Here is a 20,704-nt window from a genome sequence, read left to right as displayed (position 1 = left end):
CTAGAGCGTTTCCTCTTCTGGCGACTCTGTCCTGGACGAGCCTTTGGCCGGCGGTAGGCCGCGGGCACGAGCCGCTGCGTCGAGAAATCCGCGCGTGGTCGCGATGAATTCCGGCTCGTTCAGCAAAAAGGCGTCATGGCCGCGATCGGTCTCAATATCGACGAAGGACACCGAGGCGCCACCGGCATTGAGTGCATGGACGATGGCGCGCGAGGCGGCGGTCGTATAGAGCCAGTCGGACTGGAAGGAAACGACGCAAAACCTTGTTTTCGTGCCCTTGAAGGCCAAAGCCAGCGATCCGCCGTAATCGGCGGCAAGATCGAAATAATCGCAGGCACGCGTCACATAGAGATAGGAATTGGCGTCGAACCGATCGACGAAGCTCGTGCCCTGGTGGCGCAGGTAATTCTCGATCTGGAAATCCGCGTCGAAGGAAAAGGTCGGCGCCTCGCGTCCTTGGAGCTTGCGGCCGAATTTGCTCTGCAGAGCCTCATCCGACATATAAGTGATATGCGCCGCCATCCGGGCCACGGAAAGCCCTTTGGTCGGAAACACGCCCTCTTCCAGATAGCGGCCCTGACACCAATTGGGGTCGGCCATGATCGCCTGCCTGCCGACTTCGTGAAAGGCGATATTCTGCGAGGAATGTTTAGCCGCGGTGGCGATCGGCAAGGCGGCGAAGACGCGGGACGGGAAACTTGCCGCCCATTGCAGCACCTGCATGCCGCCCATCGAACCGCCGGCCACGCAAAATAAAGTCTCTATGCCAAGATGATCGATCAGCATGGCCTGCGCATTGACCATGTCGCGGATGGTCACGAGCGGCAGGTCGAGGCCGTAAGGACGCCCCGTCGCGGGATTGAGCGAGGCCGGGCCAGTCGTGCCCATGCAGCCGCCGACGACATTGGTGGAAATCACGAAATAGCGATTGGTATCGATCGGCCGGCCGGGTCCGACCATGATCCACCACCAGCCGGGTTTCTTGGTGATCGGATGGTCGCTCGCCACATGCTGATCGCCGGTCAGCGCATGGCAGACCAAAATGGCGTTGGATTTGTCGGCGTTCAGCGTGCCATAAGTCTGATAGGCGATGGTCAAAGGCGCAAGGCTCACGCCCGCATCCATGGCGAGCGGTTGGTCCAGTCCGAACCGGACAACGAGACTATGCGGCTCGTCGGCCTCGCGCTGACTGGCCGCTTTGGTGGTCTGGGCCACAGTCACCCTTGCATCCATCGTTCGATATGGCGAACATAACGTCCGGTATATAGGTGTCCCGGCCGGTTGAAGTCAAGAACAAGAAATAGTCGTGCTTGCCTCCAAAGCAACAGCCCCGCGCAGGCCCCTCTCGGGAAGCCGGGTCTTTTCAAAGGGGGCATGGTCGCGGCGTGGTAAAATCGACCTTTCGGCGCCGGTCTTCCCCCCTCTGCTGCTTTGGATTATAGACCGAAAGTGGCGTCCGATCCCGCCTCTCTCGTACATTATCTAGAAAGCTCGGACCCTTCAGGGGCCGTCCGTCGGCCTCACGGCTTTCCTTTCTCGCAAACCCGAGTTCCATGGCCATTCATCTTCACAAGGGCGATCTTCCGGAAAACGTATCTTTCGGTAGAAGTGTCGCCGTCGATACCGAAACCCTCGGGCTTCTGCCGCATCGCGACCGGCTCTGCCTCGTGCAGCTTTCGGGCGGAGATGGCCAGGCCCATCTGGTGCAGATCAAGCCCGGCCAGACGCACGCGCCCCATCTCGAACGCCTGCTGATCGATCCCAATGTGACCAAATTGTTCCATTACGCGCGTTTCGACATAGCGGTTCTCTATAAAACCTTCGGAACCATGACAACGCCGCTTTATTGTACCAAGATCGCCTCGAAGCTCACGCGGACCTATACTGACCGCCATGGCCTCAAGGATCTTGCACGGGAACTTTTGGGTGTCGATCTCTCGAAACAGCAGCAATCCTCGGATTGGGGCGCCGACACATTATCGGACGCGCAACTGACCTATGCCGCTTCGGACGTCCTGCACCTACACGCCTTGCGCACCAAGCTGGATGGCATGCTGGAGCGCGAGCATCGCACCGAATTGGCGCAAGCCTGTTTCGACTTCCTGCCGACTCGCGCCAAGCTCGATCTCGCTGGCTGGGCGGAAACCGACATTTTCTCACATGCCTGACTTTCCCTGGAGAGATCCCCGCCAAAGACCGGCGCCCTCGCCCAGGACCGCCGATGATGTCCGTGTTCCTTGCCGCGAAGGGTCCCGATGAGCGATTCCGATGGCCGCTCCGCATGGCTCCGCCCCGCCTCTTCAGGGGCAAAGGGCAAGGGGCCACAAAGTCAGCAAAAACTGGTTTACGGCGATTTCGCCGCGGCCAATCGGCATACATCGCGGGTGCGCTGGCTCCGCCGCGCCTTCATCATCGTACCGGTCGTCATCGGCCTCGGCATTTTCGTCATGACGGTTTTCGACCCGTTCCGCCACTTTCCGGGTAATATTTCAATCGGCCGCGTCGATATTGAAGGCAGCAAGATCACGGTCGAAACGCCCAATATCACGGGCCTGCAGACCAATGGGCAACCCTTCGCCATCCGCGCCGCGAAAGCGGTTCAGAATATCGTTCAGCCGAATATCGTCACGTTGACGGATGTAAATAGCGATCTCGGCATGGAAGATAAATCGAATGCTCACATTACTGCCGAAACTGGTGTTTACGATAGCAAAATCGATCGCGTTCAGCTCACCGGCAAGGTCCGTATCAAGAATATAGGCCGCTACGACATGCGGATGCAGCGCTCCGAAATCTATATGAAACCTGGAATCCTCGATGGCTGGGACAAGGTCGAAGTGTTGATCGAGGACGGAATCATCAAGGCCGATAGCATGCACCTGGAAGATAATGGCCATCATATTACCTTCGCCGGAAACGTGTTCTCGCATTTCGACAGCGAGGCCCCGGCGGAGGCTCCCCAAGCGGGAGGTCAGCCATGAGCCCTATCGCCCTTCTGCGACACGCTTGGTGGCGCCCTGCCCTCATCGGATTATTTTTCCTGCAAATGGGTCTGTCACCGACAAGCCTTGCCGCCAAGCCTCCGGTCGCGGCCAAGCCTGCCGCACCAGCGCCCGCCGATCCTTCCGCGGGACGCGTTCTGCCCGGCGGCAATGGCCACCAACCTGTCAATATCGAGGCGACCAAGCTCGATTATTTCGATAAGGAACAAAAGCTCATCTATACGGGCAATGTGGTCGCGACCCAGGGTGAAACCATCCTCAAAACCTCGACGCTCATCATTTATCTGGTGCCGAAGGGGAGCACGGCTAATAGCGCCGGCGGCACCGGCTCAGACCAAGTCCGACGCATGGAAGCACCGAATGCCGTCGTCATGATCTCGAAGGATCAGGTGGGCACCGGCGACAGCGGCGTTTATGAAAAGGCCGAAAACAAGGTCACGCTCAATGGCAATGTCACGCTGACACAGGGGCCCAATGTCACCAAGGGCGACAAGCTCGTCTATGACCTGCACACCAGCCAGGCGGTGGTCATTGGCCATGTCAGGAGTTTGTTCCTCCCCAGTGACAGCAAGTCTGCCGAAGCTCCCGCTAAGCCCGCGGCGCCAAAACCCTGAATCTGACGCCAGCATGAAGCCGAAGCGGGAGCATGTTGTCAGCCGGGTCTTTTCGTGCTTTCTAAAGGATAGGGTCTCGCTCGAGGCCTGGGCTTTCCAACGGAAAAAGTCCCAGGAAAAAGACCGAGACCAAGGAAACAACAAGGAAGGCGCAGGCGAAGGGCAATGTTGCGGCGGACGGGTTTTCCTTTTTCCGGGACGATTCACGGTTCGGTGCGCACCTTTATTGCTACACCTCCTCTCTCGACACGCATTGATCAAAGCCTCGATCTGAATCCACAGGCTATCGGCCAGGACCAGATCGGTAAATGCCGGATCATGGATTTGGCGTCTTTCGATGAAAAGAGAGACGCCCGGAAAATAGTCCGCTGTGAGGGAGAGCCTGCGGCTTGCACATGAAATCCTCCTATTCTTTCAGACGATTCGGCCAATGGATCACCACCCTCAAGGCACCGGGCAGCAGCCGCACGGTGGAAGCCGCAGCGGCCGGTTATGGCGGTGAATGGCTCATGGAGGAAGAACCAGCCCCGGATCTGTTCGAGCCCGTGATCGACACGCCCAACCTTGTGACCAGCACCCTCTCGGAACACGCGAACCCCGAGACCAGCGAGGGGGTCCTGGCCGCCTCGCATCTGCGCAAATTCTACAAAACCCGGCGGGTCGTGGAGGATGTGAGCCTGCACGTCCGGCGCGGTGAAGCGGTCGGTCTGCTCGGCCCCAATGGCGCCGGCAAGACCACAGTTTTTTATATGATCACCGGTCTGATCCGGCCCGATCAAGGCAATATCTTCCTCGATGGCCATGATGTCACGCCATTGCCCATGTATCGGCGCGCCAGGCTGGGGGTTGGCTATCTGCCGCAGGAAGCCTCGATTTTCCGGGGGCTCAGCGTCGAGGACAATATCCGCGCCGTTCTCGAAATCTCGCAGCCCGACAAACACAAACGCGCCGAGGAACTCGAATCCCTCCTCGATGAATTTGACATCAAAAGGCTGCGTAAATCACCCTCCATCGCCCTTTCGGGCGGCGAGCGGCGGCGTTGCGAAATCGCCCGCGCCCTCGCCGGCAAGCCAGCCTTCATGCTGCTCGATGAACCTTTCGCGGGCGTCGATCCGATCGCGGTGAATGACATCAAGGTGCTGGTGCGGCATCTGACCCAACGCGGCATTGGCGTGCTCATTACCGATCATGCCGTGCGCGAGACATTGGGCCTCATCGACCGCGCCTATATCATCCATTCCGGCCATGTCCTGACCGACGGCACGCCCGACGAGATCGTGGCGCATGAGGATGTGCGCCGTTTCTATCTCGGCGCCGATTTCCGGCTGTAATACCAAGTCTTTCTGATCACGACCTATCGCGATCGAAAGGTTCGGCGGAAAGCCGCCGCCCCGCCCGGAAACGGTTCCGGAGCCTTATTTTCTCGAAAAACCTCGCGTGTCGATCCTGAAAGGCCCTTCGCTTTCAGGATCGATATTTGACGCTCAGGCGCTTCAGTGCCTTTTTTCTAGGCGAATCGGCCGATTCAGCGGAAGGAACCGTGACGCTCACAGACTGGCAGGGGTTGTAATAATTTGTGATAACCCCTCTTTGCCGGAGAACCGTGACCTTGTGCGCTCGATGCCGGTAACGCTCTCAATCCAAGTTAATTTAGGATATAGCACGACACTAATGGGGGATTTTTGAGATAAAAAATTCATAGAAGCGCTGGTCACAATATGTTTTATGCTATATGCAAGAAACAGACCTGGACGAAGGCGCTTCCACGCCACCCTCGAGCACCAGCCTCTTTCTTTTGTTGAAACAGCCCTTGAAACACCCGCCCGTCGGCGAGATGTTTCAGCGCAATTCGGAGCCGAATGCCATGGCGCTTTCAACCAAACTCGTCATGCGTCAGGGACAGTCCCTGGTGATGACGCCGCAGCTTTTGCAGGCCATCAAGCTGCTCCAATTTTCCAATCTGGAACTGGCTGCCTTCGTCGAGGACGAACTCGAACGCAATCCCCTCCTCGAACGGGCGGAGGAAGCGCACGAGCCCTACGAGCCCATGCTTTCCACCGCTTATGAGGCAAAGGATGGCCATGATTTCGGCGATCCGGAAGGCCATGCCTTCAACGAATCGAGCGAGGCCGACTGGAATTCCGAGTCTTTTGCCACCGATCGCGGCTCCATGGAAGCAAGCCTCGGCACCGAATTGTCCAACACCTTCGATGATGACCGCGCGCCGACCCCCGGCGACCATCATGACGCCGGCCTCGACGGTTATGGTCTTGAGGGAGCCGGTCTTTCCGCCACGTCCTGGTCAGGCACATCCGGCCTCAATGGCGATGGCGAGGCGACCAATCTTGAAGCCTATGTCGCCGCCGAAGCGACGCTCAAGGATCATCTGGCCGGCCAATTGGCCATCGCGACCTCCGATCCGGTCGACCGGCTGATCGGCAATGCCTTGATCGATTCACTCGATGAAGTCGGCTATCTCACCGATCCCGTCGAGGATATTGCCCAGCGCCTCGGCACCTCCGTGCAACGGGTCGAACGCATGCTCGGTGTCGTTCAGACCTTCGATCCCTCGGGGGTCGGCGCCCGCAACCTTTCCGAATGCCTTGCCATTCAATTGCGCGAGCGCGACCGCCTCGATCCGGCCATGCAGGCGTTGCTCAATCATCTCGGGCTTCTCGCCAAGCGCGATTTTGCGGCCCTCCGCAAGATTTGTCAGGTCGATGAAGAAGATATTCTCGACATGCTGAACGAGATCCGGCGGCTCGATCCGAAACCCGGCCGTGCCTTTGGTTCAAGTTCGATCCAGCCGGTTGTTCCCGATGTCATCGTGCGGCCACTCCCGGATGGCTCCTGGCATGTCGAGCTCAATGCCGATGTCCTGCCGCGCATTCTCGTCAACCACACTTATGCGGCGCGCGTTTCCAAGGTCAAAGCCAAGGAAGCCGACAAGGCGTTCATGTCGAATTGCCTGCAAACCGCTAATTGGCTGACGAAGAGCCTCGAACAGCGCGCCCGCACCATTCTGAAGGTTTCGAGCGAAATCGTCCGGCAGCAGGATGCCTTTTTCGCCAAGGGCGTTGAACATTTGCGGCCTTTGAACCTCAAAACCATCGCGGATGCGATCGGCATGCACGAATCGACCGTCTCGCGCGTGACCTCCAACAAATATATGACCACGCCGCGTGGTCTGTTCGAACTCAAATATTTCTTCACCGCCTCGATCAACGCTCATAATGGCGGAGAAGCCCATTCAGCCGAATCCGTGCGCTTCCGCATCAAGCAGATGATCGATCAAGAAAGCGCCAAGGACATTCTCTCCGACGATGCGATCGTCGCGCGGCTGAAGGAAGCCAATATCGACATCGCCCGGCGCACCGTGGCCAAATATCGCGACAGCCTCAAAATTCCATCCTCTGTCGAAAGGCGCCGTGAGAAGGCGTTGTAATCACCCGCCTCCTCACAACTTCCGCAAATGAAATACACGTTCACGCCGCGAGAATGTGTTCCATGCGCTCGCGTTCACGCAGACATTCCGCGTCACGCCCGATCATGGCCGCGGCAATGACCTGGCCATGGTCGATATAGCGCAAAGTGCCATCGCCCGCCGATGGATCACCGTCGATCTCGATTCTGTCCCAATGCGGAGCATGGCCGATATAGCTCAGTGAAAAGTCGAACTGGCGTGTCCAGAAGAACGGCACATCCGTGAAGGGTGTCGCGAGCCCCAGCATGTTCTTTGCCGCGATTTGCCCCTGTCTTTCAGCGACATCCCAATGTTCGACACGAATACGCCGGCCGCTATGCGGATCAGGCCAGGCCGCGATATCCCCGGCGGCATAAATATCGGGATCGCTCGTCGCCAGAAATTCATCGACCAGCACACCATTTTCGACGACGAGCCCCGACGCCTTGGCGAGATCGAGCCGCGGCTCCACCCCGATCCCGACAAGAACCAGATCGGCCGGAAGCACCGTGCCGTCATCGAGCAGGACACGGTCTGGTTCTACCGAGAGAATGGTACGGCCGAGATGAAAGCGATTGCCGTGATTCTCATGCAGGGCCCGCAGAGTCTCCCCCAATTGAGCACCAAGGGTTTTCTCCATCGGCTGTTCGCTATGGGCGACGATATCGACCTCCAGCCCGCGTTCCCGCAAACTCGCCGCCGCCTCGAGCCCGATGAAACTCGCGCCCAAAACAACCACATGACGCGCATGGGCCGCATGCTCGATCAAGGATCGGCAATCGGCAAGCGAACGCAGGACATGGACATGCGGCAGGTTATAGCCCGGGAAGGTCGGCGCGCGTGGCTCGGCGCCAGTGGCCAAGAGCAGCTTGGCATAACGCAATTCCTGGCCATCGGCGAAGACCACGCAATGGCGGCCGCGATCAATCCGCTCGACCTCGGTGCCGAGATCGATCCGGCCAGCGGATTTGCCGGAGCCCTGACCGAAAGCCTGGCTATGCAAGGGCAATTGATCCTCGCCGAGCTTGCCGCCCAGATAATCCTTGCTCAGCATCGTGCGGTCATAGGGACCCGCGGCCTCGCGTGAGATCAGCACGACCTGACCGACAAAGCCCTCATGGTAAAGCGCCTCGGCTGCCGCAAATCCTGCCGCACCACCGCCGACGATCACGAAGGGATCGCTTGGTGCCGCCGCTTGCAAGGCATGGGTCGGGGTACTGTCTTTGTGATCGACGAACACCATGCCGTCCTCAATCCGCGCGGCCCAGCGCTCGAGCGGATCAAAGGCGGGCGCGGCCAAAGCTTCGCCCGTATGCGCATCGAAACAGGCATGATGCCAAGGGCAGCGTATATGCCCCTCCATTAAAAGCCCTTCGGCGAGCGGGCCGCCAGCATGGGTGCATTTGCCGCTCAGGATCGAAAGCGTCGTCCCCTCGCGGATCAGGATCGCGCTTTGCTCGCCAAGACAGGCTTCGACAATCTGGTTTTCGGGGATCGTTTCGAGTTTGACAGGATGCGTCAGATCAATGAACAGCGGTTTGGCACATGTTTTTTGAGTGTTTACTGCCGCATTTTCTTGCTCGTTGGACGGCATTGATAGTCCTCCCATTGGATAGGAAGGAAACGCCGCCATGGGCGCGGCGTTGCATGACGAGGACCGCCTTCACGTTTATTTGGAGCAGGCCATTAAGCCGCAGTGCGGCGCTGCGCAAGATCGCCGCGATAGGAGAGCGCCTCGGCAAGATGCGCGGCGGTGACCGAGCCGCCGCCTTTGAGATCGGCAATGGTCCGGGCGAGCTTCAAGACGCGATGAAAGCCGCGCGCAGAAAGATGCAATCGGTCCGAAGCCTCCCGCAACAGGGACAGGCCGCCGGAATCGAGGGAGGCGACCTGTTCGATGATCTTTGCCGGAGCCGCCGCATTGGAACCGATCTGCGGCAGATCGAGCGCGTCATAACGGCGCCGCTGGATGGCCCGCGCCTCGGCGACCCGCGCCGCCACTTCGGCAGATCCCTCCGCCGGGGCCGGCAAGAGCAGATCGGCGGCCGCGACGGCGGCCACTTCCACATGCAGATCAATGCGATCGAGCAAAGGACCTGAAAGTTTCGCCTGATATTGCGCCATGCAGCGGGCATTGGGCTGCCGCGCGCAGGCAAAACCCGGATCCATCGCATGGCCGCAGCGGCAAGGATTCATCGCGGCGATAAGCTGGAAGCGCGCCGGATAAGTGATGCGGTGATTAGCGCGCGCAATGGCGACTTCGCCCGTTTCAATCGGCTGCCGCAGGCTGTCGAGTACCGAAGCCTGGAATTCCGGCAATTCATCCAGGAACAGAACGCCGTGATGAGCGAGAGCGACCTCGCCAGGGCGTGCTCGGACACCGCCACCAACGAGCGCGGCCATCGAGGCCGAATGATGCGGAGCACGGAATGGACGCCGATCCGTGAGCGTACCGCCAGCAAGATCGCCCGCCACGGAATGAATGAGCGAGACTTCCAATAATTCACGCGGATTCAAGGGCGGCAAAATCGAAGGCAGACGCGCCGCCAACATGGATTTGCCGGCTCCGGGGGGTCCATTGAACAAGAGATTATGACCACCGGCGGCGGCAATTTCGAGCGCGCGCTTGGCGGTTTCCTGTCCCTTGATCTCACGCAAATCGGGCTGGTCGCTGGGCTCCTTGCGCAAGGCAGCGAAGGGCCGCTGCAAGACTTGCGTGCCCTTGCAATGATTGACGAGCTGGATCAACGATGTCGGGGCGATGATCGGTAGATCCCGGGCCGCCCACGCGGCTTCGGGACCGCACTCACGCGGGCAAATCAACCCATGGCCCCGCGCATTGGCGGCAAGCGCCGCAGCCAGAACACCCGCGACGGGCGTAATCGTGCCATCGAGCGCGAGTTCGCCAAGAATCGTGTAATCGGCCAGCGCGTCAGCCGGCAAGGCACCGATCGCCGCCATAATGCCGAGCGCGATGGGCAGATCGTAATGACTGCCTTCCTTGGGAAGATCGGCGGGCGCCAGATTGACGGTGATGCGCTTGGCCGGCAGGGCCAAACCCGACGCATTCAAGGCCGCGCGCACCCGCTCACGCGATTCCGCCACGGCCTTGTCACCGAGGCCCACGACGGCAAAAACGACATTGCCATTGGCGATCTGCACCTGCACATCGACCGGACGGGCCTCGATGCCCTCAAAGGCAACGGTGGCGATACGGACGACCATGCACAGCCCCAAATTTCGATAAGTAATTCATTTACTGAATTGTGACGCCTCTGCCAAGACTTTCCTACGCCAGAATCTCGAAATGACGGCTCCCAGGCTTTCATCGGCAACCGGAACGGCCGCTGGAACAGCCTCGAAGTTTCGCTCATCCCTTGAACACGGAATACGAAAGAAGAAGAACACGAAAAAATAAAGCTGTTTCTGGCCTCTGTATAAATAGGCATCAATATAGTTTATGCATTATTTTTGAGGCTTTTCGACACATTATAGTATCGGCATGACAGACGGGCAGGTTCTGTTCCGCATTCCGCATGAATCGTGAGAGACATCCCCAAAAAGGGAGAGGTCATTTGCACCGATGAGGACAGGCGGGCTTGAAAGTTTACTACCGACCTATGGTGATATCAAAAAATAAACGTTAGAAATAAGTGGCTATGGAGAAATCGAATCGATTGCTTGCTGAAAATGGAGCGATCCTTCGAATTGTCCGCGCGAGATGTAAGTCCGTGAACATGGGGCCTCATCGGACACACAACGACGGCGTGAAGCGCCGAAAATAAAAACACTTTGTTTGATCAAAAAATCCAACCGGCCCAGTCATCTCAAAAAATGCCGGTGAGGGAGGGAAACCATGAGCATTCTCGTTGCCCTACTCGGGCTCGCTTTTCTGATATTTGTTGCTTATCGCGGTTTCAGCGTCATTTTATTCGCGCCTATCGCGGCGATGATTCCCGTCGTGTTGACAGAACCGTCTTCCGTGCCTGCCGTCTTTACCGGCTTGTTCATGGAAAAAGCGGTTGTCTTCGTCAAACTTTACTTCCCCTTGTTTATCTTAGGGGCCGTTTTCGGCAAGGTCATCGAACTTTCCGGTTTTTCGAAGTCGATCGTCTCGACAGTCATTCACGCCGTCGGTGCACAACGTGCGATTTTGTCGATCGTGCTGGTCGCGGCGCTTCTCACTTATGGCGGCGTCTCGCTGTTCGTCGTGGTTTTCGCGGTCTATCCCTTCGCAGCCGAAATGTTCCGCCAGGCGGGTATTCCCAAACGCCTCATCCCGGCGACCCTGGCGCTTGGCGCCTTCAGCTTCACGATGGATGCGGTTCCCGGCACGCCGCAAATACAAAACATCATCCCCACGACCTTCTTCCAGACGAATTCCTGGGCCGCCCCCTGGCTTGGCACGATCGGCTCTCTGTTCATCTTCATCACCGGAATGCTCTATCTCGAATGGCGCCGTCGCTCCGCTGGCAATGAAGGCTATGGCACCGGCCATATCAACGAACCCGCCCCGGTCTCCACGGAACATCTCGCCCATCCCTTGATCGCTTTCCTCCCCCTGCTCGGCGTTTTTGTTTTCAACATCGTGCTCACGGGGCTGATTCCGAAATTCTTCGGGCCAGTGCAGGAGGTCACGCTTCCTGGCCTGACCGCGCCGATCATCACCAAAGTGCCGACGGTCACGGCGATCTGGGCACTCGAGGGGGCACTGCTTCTCAGCATCTTGCTGGTCGTGGTTCTGGCTTTCCGACCACTCAAGAAAAGCTTCATGGAGGGATCGAAGCTGGCTGTCGCGGGCGCACTCCTTGCAACAATGAATACAGCTTCCGAATATGGTTTCGGTGCGGTCATCGCCGCCCTGCCCGGCTTCCTCGCCGTGCGCGAAGCGCTGCAGGCCATCCCCAATCCCCTGGTCAATGCGGCAATCGTCACGACAACGCTTGCAGGCATTACCGGCTCGGCCTCTGGCGGCCTGAGTATCGCGCTGGCCGCGATGGCGGACCAATTCATCGCCGGAGCTCATGCCGCCGGCATTCCGCTCGAAGTCATGCACCGCGTCACGGCCATGGCGAGCGGTGGCATGGATATCCTGCCGCATAATGGCGCGGTGATTACCGTGCTGGCCGTCACAGGCCTCACCCATCGGCAATCCTATAATGATATTTTCGTCATCGCCCTTTTGAAGACCAGTGCAGTCTTCTTCATCATCGGCGTCTATTACGCCACCGGTTTGGTCTGAAGAAACACGCCCAAAAGAAAACACTTTCTTTTGGGCGTTCACCGGACGCAAGACACAATCGCCTTCATGAAATATCGTCTTCCGGCAAATATACCGAAAATTGCTTATAGCCCTCTCACCCTCGATGCGGCTTCAAATCCAGCAACGGCGTGCCGTCACGGCAGTCGAGACCGCGAACGATGAGACTTGTGCCTTCCCTTCGCACCAGCAAGACAATCGAAGACGCGATCGGATTCGGCCGCACCGGTGAACGCAAGGCAAAGGTCCCGCATGGTTTTTCGGCGCCGCGCGGCCATTGCAATACAAGATCACGGCGCGCCTCGTTCATCCAATAGAGAACCTGAAGGCGCGAATAGGCCTCGATGCCCTCCAAAGCCTCGCGCCAATGCGGGTCGACATCGATCCGGCAATCGGGCCCCGCCTCATCGCCTTGGCGCGGACAATCGCCGCGTTCATGCCAGGGCGTATGGATGGTGCCGATGAACACGAGCGAAGCATCGAAATTTCGCGGTGGATCGACAGCTTTCTCACCCTCTCTTATAGTTGCATCCACTCGAATAATCCCTCGATCGTCCCGCCGCCGAAAATCAAGCCATCGCGGCGCGCATCCTTCTCAGAAGTCTCTCCCATGCAGATTTTTACCTTTTGGCGTTCGCTGGCAAGCTTTCGCGTCCGTATTGGCCTCAATCTCAAAGGCCTCGCGCCTGAACAGATCTTTGTGAATATTTTCACCGGCGAATTGCAGGAACCGGCTTACAAAGCCGTGAATCCGCAAGGGCTCCTGCCTGCCCTGATCGACGGCGACGGACCTCCGCTCGTCCAATCCCTGGCCATTCTCGAATATCTCGACGAGACTCATCCCGAGCCGCCCCTGCTGCCAAAAGATCCACGCGGCCGCGCGCGGGCGCGGGCCTTGGCGCAGATCGCCGCTGGCGATGCCCATTCCCTCGTCACACCGCGCGTGCGCGGCTTCATGGCCAAAACCTACAATATCGACGAGGCCGGACAAACGCTCTGGGCGCGCCATTGGGTCGGCCTCGGCCTGGAAGCCATCGAGGCGCATCTCGCCCAGGAAAAAGAGACAGGCCTGTTCTGCCACGGCGACAGTGTGACCGTTGCCGATATTTCCGTCATCAGCCTTGCCGTCGGCCAGCAGCTTTTCGGCGGCACACTCGAGGCCTATCCATTCTTGTCGGCCATTTTCGACCGCTGCATGGCGCTCGAGGCTTTTGCCACGGCCCATCCCCTGCGTCAGCCCGGTGCCCCGCAACAGGCCTAAGAGCGTATTTCCTCTCCTTTTTCCCGCATTGCCTCCCGTGGTAAAATAAATTATCCACGTAAAATCCAGTCCGAATGAAAGTAGTATCGATCTTCATCGACGAGCAAATCATAAGAACAGCAATCGCGCCATCGGGAGGCGCGGCAAGGGGAGGAATGAAAGTATTATGTGGCAACAAGTCTATGATCCCTTCAACAATCAATTGCTCTCGACAGCAGTTGCCTCGCTGCCGATCATCTGCTTGCTCGGCCTGATCGCTTTCAGCAAGGTTAAGGCGCATATCGCGGCCGTGCTCGCGCTCATCCTGGCCTTTCTCGTGGTGACTCTCGGCTTCACAATGCCCCCGGTGATGGCGGCCAAGGCCGCTTTCCTCGGCGCGATGACCGGCCTGTTTCCGATCGGCTGGATCATCATCAATGTCATTTTTCTCTATCGCTTGACGGTGGAAAACGGGTCCTTCGCCATTTTGCAGGATTCGATCGCCAATGTGACGCCGGACCGGCGGCTGCAATTGCTGCTCGTGGCCTTTGCCTTCGGCGCCTTCTTTGAAGGAGCCGCCGGCTTCGGCACTCCGGTTGCCGTCACCGGCGCCATCCTGATCGGCCTCGGCTTTTCGCCCCTCGCGGCCTCGGGCCTGTCGCTCATCGCCAATACGGCGCCAGTCGCCTTTGGCGCTTTGGGCGCGCCCGTCGTGACTTTGGCCGCCGTCACCAATCTCGATCTCGGTCAGGTCACCGCCATGGTCGGCCGCCAATTGCCGCTCTTTTCCGTCATGGTGCCCTTTTGGGTCGTGGCCGCCTTCGCCGGCTTCCGCGGTACGCTAGAGGTCTGGCCGGCGGTGCTGATCACTGGCCTTGCCTTCGCCATTCCGCAATTCCTGGTCTCCAATTTTCATGGGCCCTGGCTCGTCGATGTCATCGCCGCCCTCGTCTGCATGGCCTGCCTCATCGGCTTCCTGCAGATCTGGCAACCGAAGCGCATCTGGACCAATGCCAATTTCGCCAACCGCTTCGATGTAAGCCTGCGCCCCGTTTCTGTGGGCGCCGCTGCGACTCCGGCGGAAACCACCCGGCTCACTTATACGAAAGGCGATCTCTTCAAGGCCTGGATGCCCTGGCTTATTCTCTGCGCCATCGTCTTCGTTTGGGGCACGGAAAGCTTCAAGGTTCCGGTCAATAACCTGTTCCTGCCGAAATTCACGATCGAAGGCCTGCATCAGCTCGTGCAGAAAGTGCCGCCTGTCGCCCTCAAACCGGCGGTCGAATCGGCGGTGTTCAGCTTCAACATTCTCACCATGAGCGGCACCGGCATCCTGCTCGCTGGCATTATCAGCGGCTTTTTGATGGGCTTTGGCCCGCTTGCCCAGATCAAGGCTTATGGCCGGACGTTCTGGGTCGTTCGCTATTCCCTGCTCACCATCGCCGCCATGCTGGCGCTCGGCACCCTCACACGTTATGCGGGGCTCGACGCGACATTGGGCCTCGCCTTCGCAGGAACCGGCGTAGTCTATCCCTTCTTCGCAGCTCTGCTCGGCTGGCTCGGCGTCGCCTTGACCGGCTCGGATACAGCCTCGAACGTATTGTTCGGCGGTTTGCAGACGGTGACGGCACAGCAACTCGGCCTGTCTCCCATTCTCATGGCCGCCGCCAATTCCTCCGGTGGCGTCATGGGCAAGATGGTCGATGCGCAATCGATCGTCGTCGCCTCGACCGCCACCAATTGGTTTGGTCATGAAGGCACGATCCTGCGCTTCGTGTTCCGTCACTCGATCGTGCTCGCCTGTCTCGTCGGCATTTTCATCATGCTGCAGGCCTATGTCTATCCGTTCACGCTGACGGTCATTCATTAAACCTGTAAAGCCCGTATCCAAACCTGATGGCGGCTCCGCCCCGTAGGGCCGCCATCACGATAAAGTTGAAACACACGCCTTTAATTGACGCGTGATCGGGCGTTTAACTTCCTCCCTGCGTTTCAATGAAGACGATAGACCCCGGGTAGATGAATGCCCGCGATCTTATCGATCCGCTTCTGAACGAGATGGACCGCCATGCAAGCCGCCTCCCCGCACAATCAGCATCAGGACCAAGCCTCCGGCACGCCAAAGGTGGGTCTGTTCGTTACCTGTCTCATCGATCTCGTGCGGCCGCGCATCGGCTTTGCCGCCATATCCTTGCTGGAACAGGCCGGCTGCCTGGTCGATGTCCCGCAAAGTCAGACCTGTTGCGGACAGCCGGCCTATAATTCGGGTGATGACAATCATGCCCGCGCGCTGGCCCGCAATGTCATTGCCGGGTTTGAATCCTTTGATTATGTCGTCGTGCCATCCGGCTCCTGCGCCGGCATGATCAAGAAATATCCTCCCTTGTTCCAGGGCGATCCCGCCTGGCAACAACGCGCGGAAGCCTTGGCCGCCCGCACCTATGAATTGCTCAGTTTTCTTGTCGATGTGCGCGGTTTCAGGCCGAAGGGCGTGACTTTGCACACCAGCGCGACCTACCACGATTCTTGTTCCGGCCTGCGCCAGCTCGGCGTCGAGGCGCAACCACGCGCGCTTCTGGCCTCCGTCGAGGGTCTGAGCCTCACGCCGCTGCCCGGTCATGACATTTGCTGTGGTTTCGGCGGCACGTTCTGCGTCAAATATCCCGCCATTTCCAATGCCATTGTCGATGAAAAAGCGCGCGATATCGAGGACACCAAAGCTGACCTCCTGCTCGGCGGCGATCTCGGTTGTCTGTTGAACATGGCCGGCAAGCTGCACCGGCGGGGCGCTGCGACACGCACCTTTCACACCGCCGAAATTCTGGCCGGCATGGGCTCCGGCCCGGCCATTGGCGAGGAGGGCTGAGTTCCATGAGCCTCACGCATCCAGAGTCCGCGACCTCATCCCGCGCGGACAATCCTTTCGCCATTCCTTTCGACGAACGCGTCCGGGAGGCGCTTGACAACAAAAGCCTGAAAATCGCCATCGATCGCACGACGAATACAGCACGCGTGAAACGCGCGGCGGCGGTCGCTTCCTGGCCGGGCTTCGCACAGGCGCGCGATCTTGGTAAACGCATCAAGGATCATGTCATCAGCCATCTCGACCATTATCTCGTCGAGTTCGAAGCCAATGCCATACGGTCCGGCGCCAAGGTCCATTGGGCCTCAAGCAGCGACGAGGCTTGTGCCATTGTCGTCGATCTCTGCCGCAAGGCCGGCGCCAAAAGCGTCACCCGCTCCAAATCCATGCTCGGCGAGGAAATCGGCCTGCCGCATGCTCTCGAAGAGGCGGGCATTACCCGCGTCGAGACCGATCTTGCCGAACATATCGTGCAGCTCGCCCATGACCGGCCCTCGCATATCATCTGGCCGGCTTTGCATCGGACCCGCGAGGAAGTCGCCGAACTGTTTCGCACTCATCATCATCGGCCGCAAAACAGCGACGATATCGAATCCATGGTCGCGAGCGCGCGCGAGGAATTGCGCGGCCGTTTCCTTGCCGCCGATGTCGGCATTTCCGGCGCCAATTTCCTCATCGCGGATACGGGCGCCATTTGCACCGTCACCAATGAAGGCAATGCCGAGCTGACCACGACAATTCCGCGCGTCCATATTGTCACCGCCGGCATTGAAAAGCTCGTGCCCTCGATGCCGCATGCCTTGGTGCTGCTGCGTCTTCTTGTGCGCTCGGCGACCGGCGCGGATCTCACTCAATATACAACTTTCCATTGTGGCCCCAAACGGCCCGGCGATCGCGATGGACCAGAGGAATTTCATATCGTCCTCGTCGATAATGGCCGCACCAAAATGCTGGGCGAGGGTCTTGAGGAGATGCTGCGCTGCCTGCGGTGCGGAGCCTGCATGAATCATTGCGTGGTCTATCGCCAGATCGGCGGCCATGCCTATGGCGGCGCTTATCCAGGCCCCATGGGTTCTGTGATCACGCCGGTGCTCGACGGGCTCGACAAGGCCCATGATCTTCCTGAAGCCTGTACTTTGAATGGCAATTGCCAGGCAGTCTGCCCGGTCGATATTCCCTTGCCGACCTTGCTCCGTGGCTGGCGCGAAAAAAGCTGGCGCGAGGGGCTCGAGCCACAAGTCGTGCGCCAATCCCTCGGTCTTTGGTCCTTTGGCGCCCGCCACCCCTTTCTCTATCGGCTCGGCACCGCCATAGCCGTGCGCGGCATGCGGCTCCTCGCCAAACAGGGTTGGATCAGTTCAATGCCGCTGGCCTCCGGCTGGACGCGCTATCGCGATTTTCCGAAACCCGCGCCGCGGACCTTCATGGAAGAATGGAAACAGCATCAAAACAAGAAAGCGAGGTCACAGGCATGAGCGCGCGCGACGCCATTCTGGCCCGTATCCGGCAAACAACTATCACAAAGCCCGAAAAGGACGCGACGATCCTCGCGGAAGCCCAAACCTTGGTCGCCGATCCCGCCATCGGCCGGCCCGCTCTCGATGCAGGCGCCCTGCCCGTCCTATTCGAGCAGAGGCTCACGTCTCCCAAGATCGGAGCAAGCCTCGATAAAGCCGCGACGCCCGGCGACGTGCCTGAAGCCGTCGATCGTTATCTCAAAGCCCAGGGGCTTGCGAAAGAGATCGCTTTACAGCCGGATCCCTTTCTCACAAGCCTCGACTGGGCGGGATATACACTCCATGCGGAGGTCAAGTCGGATACGCCGGTCGCCGTTGGCAAGGCGCTCTGGGGTGTGGCCGAAACCGGGACATTGATCTTTCATTCGGGCCCACATTCACCCACTTTGTTCGATTTCTTTCCGCTGCATCATCTTGTCATCATCGAGGCCGCGCGCATCCTTGGCTATCTCGAAGATTATGTGCAAGCGGCCACTGGACAGCCGATCCCGCGCAATGTCAATTTCGTCACGGGCGCCAGCGGTACCACCGATATCGAAGGCCAGCTCGTGAAAGGCGCGCATGGTCCGCGCTTTCTGCATGTCATCCTTGTCGGAGGCGCTTGAACCCTGCTCCCCCTGCGCGACGCCACGAATTTCGTGATCCAACATACAGAATGGTCTCCGGTCCCACTCGTACCGGAGATCCGTTTGCGCATGAGCGAGGATGCGATCGACCTTTGGGAAAAGGCGGAAGCATTTTGTGATGGAATACGATTGCCGCCACCCTTTTGGGCTTTTGCCTGGGCCGGCGGTCAGGCTCTCGCCCGTTATATCCTCGACAATTTCGGCCTGGTCCGAAACCGCAAGGTGCTCGACTTCGCCGCTGGCTCCGGCCTCATTGCCATTGCCGCCGCCAAGGCGGGAGCCGCAAGGGTCGAAGCCAATGAAATCGATCCTTTCGCGCTTGCGGCCATCGACCATAATGCGGCGGAGAATGCGGTCGCCTTAACGATAAGGGGAGAGGATCTCGTCGGGACCGATGAAGGTTGGGACGTCGTGCTTGCCGGGGATGTTTCCTACGAACGCGACATGGCGGCACGCGTCACGGACTGGCTCCAGAAGCTGCATACACGCGGCGCTCTCGTCCTGATCGGTGATCCGGGGCGCTCTTATCTCGCCCGTGAAAAGCTGGAATGTGTGGCGCGTTACAGAGTGCCCGTTTCACGCGCGATCGAGGACAGTTCTGAAAAGGAGACCAGCGTCTGGCGGTTCCGTTCCGTGTGATCTGTCATGACCACGATCGGTCAGAGACAATACAGGACACGGGATCAGCCGCGTCCATGACAAATCAACGTGGCCGGGAGCCCGTTTTGGCATCAATTTCTTCAGGCGGCTTGATATGGCTGAATCCACGATACAGCGCCAGATCGTATACAATCTTCAATCCGCCAGCTAAAAAAATAGGCGCGTTGACAAGGGGAGCAACGCTCAGCAAACCACCGGCCAGGGAGGGCGCCAGCCCGGAGCCAAGGGAACGGACTGTCGCGGTAATGCCGTTCGCCGCTGAATATTCGGAAGGCGCGACCACCGCCATCACATAGGATTGCCTTGCAGGAACATCCATCTGCGAGATCAGATGGCGCAGCAAGAGAAGCCCCACGGCGAGCTGGAAATTCGGCATGAGGGGGACGGCCATCAAAAGCAGGTTCGATGGGAGGTGTGTGAACACCATTGTGTTGACGAGCCCCAGACGCCTGGCCAAAGGCACCGCCACCAGGGCCGAAATACCGGATAAAATATTGGTCGCGAAAAACAGGCCGCCCAGCTCGGTGTTCGTCGCACCAAATTTCAAGTAAAACCAATAGGCTAGAATGCTTTGCACGATAAAGCCGCCGGCAAAGGCATCGAGAGCGAAGAGAGCACTCAGGCGAAGCACGATCGAACGCGATTCATGTAATCCCGTCCAATTGGCGATCAGGCCACGGTTCTTGACCGGGTTATGTTCGACCTCGACAGCATCACTCAAGCGCATGGAAAGAATGACGAGGAGCAACCCCACGCCGGCGTAAACCCCAAACAGATATGTGTAGCTCGAGAGAGCGGGCACACCCTTTCCTTGCCACCAGCCGGACAAAATTCCCCCCACCAAAGCCCCCAGCGCCGTCGCACTGAAACCAGCGACGTTATACCAGGCGACATAATGCGTTCTCTGATGAGGCGTGACGATATGGGCCAAGGCGGCCTGTTCCACGGCGAGGAATGGCCCGACTTCATTGCCGGCTGGACTAATCACCCCGATCGTCATCGCCAAAGCCAAGAGCCAGAAATTTCCCGTAGTGATGACGGCGAGGCCTGCGACGACCATGAGAAGGCCACTAACCATGAGTGTCCGCCGTCGTCCCCAGCGATCCGCTCGTGTCGTCAGGAAGAGAGAAATCACGGCATCGCCGATGAGGGTCAAACTCAAGAGCCATCCCACCTCACTCGTCGTGAACCCGCGTTCTGCGAGAAAGAAGACGAGGATGACAGAAACAAGGCCAAACGCGAAAAGGCGAAGACTCCGCGTACAAAAAAGAATGATCAGATCGCGCATGAGTTAATGGTCTCATCCGAGGCAAGATGGAGGTGAAGTCCGAAATCCGAAACCGGCCAATTTTACGGCATGATCGCGCAATCAACGAGCCCCGCGATCCGCCAACCTGCACTCCACATCCCCGATGTGCTGACAGGAAACCGCCCTCTCCTCAACCCCGATTATAGCGCG

The 20,704-nt window shown here is 58.8% G+C and carries 17 protein-coding genes; 12 read left to right on the top strand and 5 right to left on the bottom strand.

The genetic code is table 11. The features are described from left to right. Window positions 1-1,233 carry a homoserine O-acetyltransferase MetX gene (gene metX, locus BIND_RS02915; RefSeq protein WP_012383583.1) on the bottom strand — a complete coding sequence of 411 codons (1,233 nt, stop codon included), beginning with the start codon at window positions 1,231-1,233 and terminating at the stop codon, window positions 1-3. Between the two features lie 320 nt (window positions 1,234-1,553). Here metX and BIND_RS02910 point away from each other — a divergent pair, with 320 nt between their 5' ends. The 5 genes from BIND_RS02910 to rpoN all read left to right on the top strand — a co-directional run bounded on the left by BIND_RS02910 (window position 1,554) and on the right by rpoN (window position 7,061). Next, window positions 1,554-2,168: a ribonuclease D gene (locus BIND_RS02910; protein ID WP_012383582.1), complete on the top strand. Its 615-nt coding sequence runs from the start codon at window positions 1,554-1,556 to the stop codon at window positions 2,166-2,168. Between the two features lie 87 nt (window positions 2,169-2,255). Next, window positions 2,256-2,981, top strand: a complete 726-nt coding sequence (gene lptC, locus BIND_RS02905) for an LPS export ABC transporter periplasmic protein LptC (protein ID WP_012383581.1) — start codon at window positions 2,256-2,258, stop codon at window positions 2,979-2,981. Then, window positions 2,978-3,616: an LptA/OstA family protein gene (locus tag BIND_RS02900; protein ID WP_012383580.1), complete on the top strand. Its 639-nt coding sequence runs from the start codon at window positions 2,978-2,980 to the stop codon at window positions 3,614-3,616. Before lptC ends, BIND_RS02900 begins: the two co-directional genes overlap by 4 nt. Before the next feature lie 395 nt (window positions 3,617-4,011). Then, on the top strand, window positions 4,012-4,947 hold the full coding sequence (gene lptB / locus BIND_RS02890; RefSeq protein WP_012383578.1) for an LPS export ABC transporter ATP-binding protein: 936 nt from the start codon (window positions 4,012-4,014) through the stop codon (window positions 4,945-4,947). 533 nt (window positions 4,948-5,480) lie between these two features. Next, window positions 5,481-7,061, top strand: a complete 1,581-nt coding sequence (rpoN, locus tag BIND_RS02885; RefSeq protein WP_012383577.1) for an RNA polymerase factor sigma-54 — start codon at window positions 5,481-5,483, stop codon at window positions 7,059-7,061. Between the two features lie 40 nt (window positions 7,062-7,101). On the opposite strand, the gene BIND_RS02880 is transcribed toward rpoN, so the two are convergent. Next, window positions 7,102-8,673 (bottom strand): FAD-dependent oxidoreductase, encoded by a 1,572-nt coding sequence (locus tag BIND_RS02880; protein WP_012383576.1) that lies wholly within the window; start codon window positions 8,671-8,673, stop codon window positions 7,102-7,104. A 92-nt stretch (window positions 8,674-8,765) separates the two neighbouring features. Then, complete coding sequence (locus BIND_RS02875) at window positions 8,766-10,304, bottom strand: YifB family Mg chelatase-like AAA ATPase (protein ID WP_012383575.1); 1,539 nt, start codon at window positions 10,302-10,304, stop codon at window positions 8,766-8,768. Between the two features lie 631 nt (window positions 10,305-10,935). Here BIND_RS02875 and BIND_RS02870 point away from each other — a divergent pair. Beyond that, a complete protein-coding gene (locus tag BIND_RS02870) occupies window positions 10,936-12,321 on the top strand; it encodes a GntP family permease (RefSeq protein WP_012383574.1) in 1,386 nt (461 codons plus the stop codon). A gap of 115 nt (window positions 12,322-12,436) precedes the next feature. Here BIND_RS02870 and BIND_RS02865 read toward each other — a convergent pair whose 3' ends face one another. Continuing rightward, window positions 12,437-12,874, bottom strand: a complete 438-nt coding sequence (locus tag BIND_RS02865; RefSeq protein WP_012383573.1) for an SAM-dependent methyltransferase — start codon at window positions 12,872-12,874, stop codon at window positions 12,437-12,439. 75 nt (window positions 12,875-12,949) lie between these two features. On the opposite strand from BIND_RS02865, the gene maiA reads away from it, so the two are divergent. The 6 genes from maiA (at window position 12,950) to BIND_RS02835 (ending at window position 19,224) form a co-directional block, all read left to right on the top strand. Next, window positions 12,950-13,600 carry a maleylacetoacetate isomerase gene (gene maiA, locus BIND_RS02860; RefSeq protein ID WP_012383572.1) on the top strand — a complete coding sequence of 217 codons (651 nt, stop codon included), beginning with the start codon at window positions 12,950-12,952 and terminating at the stop codon, window positions 13,598-13,600. 166 nt (window positions 13,601-13,766) lie between these two features. Further along, window positions 13,767-15,449 (top strand): L-lactate permease, encoded by a 1,683-nt coding sequence (locus BIND_RS02855; RefSeq protein ID WP_012383571.1) that lies wholly within the window; start codon window positions 13,767-13,769, stop codon window positions 15,447-15,449. A 198-nt stretch (window positions 15,450-15,647) separates the two neighbouring features. Then, window positions 15,648-16,445, top strand: coding sequence for a (Fe-S)-binding protein (locus BIND_RS02850; RefSeq protein WP_012383570.1), 798 nt, complete (start codon window positions 15,648-15,650; stop codon window positions 16,443-16,445). A gap of 5 nt (window positions 16,446-16,450) precedes the next feature. Continuing rightward, window positions 16,451-17,917, top strand: a complete 1,467-nt coding sequence (locus tag BIND_RS02845) for a lactate utilization protein B (protein WP_012383569.1) — start codon at window positions 16,451-16,453, stop codon at window positions 17,915-17,917. Then, window positions 17,914-18,564 carry a LutC/YkgG family protein gene (locus tag BIND_RS02840; RefSeq protein ID WP_012383568.1) on the top strand — a complete coding sequence of 217 codons (651 nt, stop codon included), beginning with the start codon at window positions 17,914-17,916 and terminating at the stop codon, window positions 18,562-18,564. Before BIND_RS02845 ends, BIND_RS02840 begins: the two co-directional genes overlap by 4 nt. A 3-nt stretch (window positions 18,565-18,567) precedes the next feature. Beyond that, the gene (locus tag BIND_RS02835; protein WP_012383567.1) at window positions 18,568-19,224 is read left to right on the top strand and encodes a class I SAM-dependent methyltransferase; all 657 of its coding nucleotides are present in this window, start codon (window positions 18,568-18,570) and stop codon (window positions 19,222-19,224) included. 64 nt (window positions 19,225-19,288) lie between these two features. Here BIND_RS02835 and BIND_RS02830 read toward each other — a convergent pair whose 3' ends face one another. Next, the gene (locus tag BIND_RS02830) at window positions 19,289-20,533 is read right to left on the bottom strand and encodes an MFS transporter (RefSeq protein WP_012383566.1); all 1,245 of its coding nucleotides are present in this window, start codon (window positions 20,531-20,533) and stop codon (window positions 19,289-19,291) included. Window positions 20,534-20,704 lie beyond the last annotated feature (171 nt).

This window comes from Beijerinckia indica subsp. indica ATCC 9039 (assembly GCF_000019845.1).
Lineage (GTDB): Bacteria > Pseudomonadota > Alphaproteobacteria > Rhizobiales > Beijerinckiaceae > Beijerinckia > Beijerinckia indica.
This window is presented reverse-complemented; position numbering and strand designations above follow the sequence as displayed.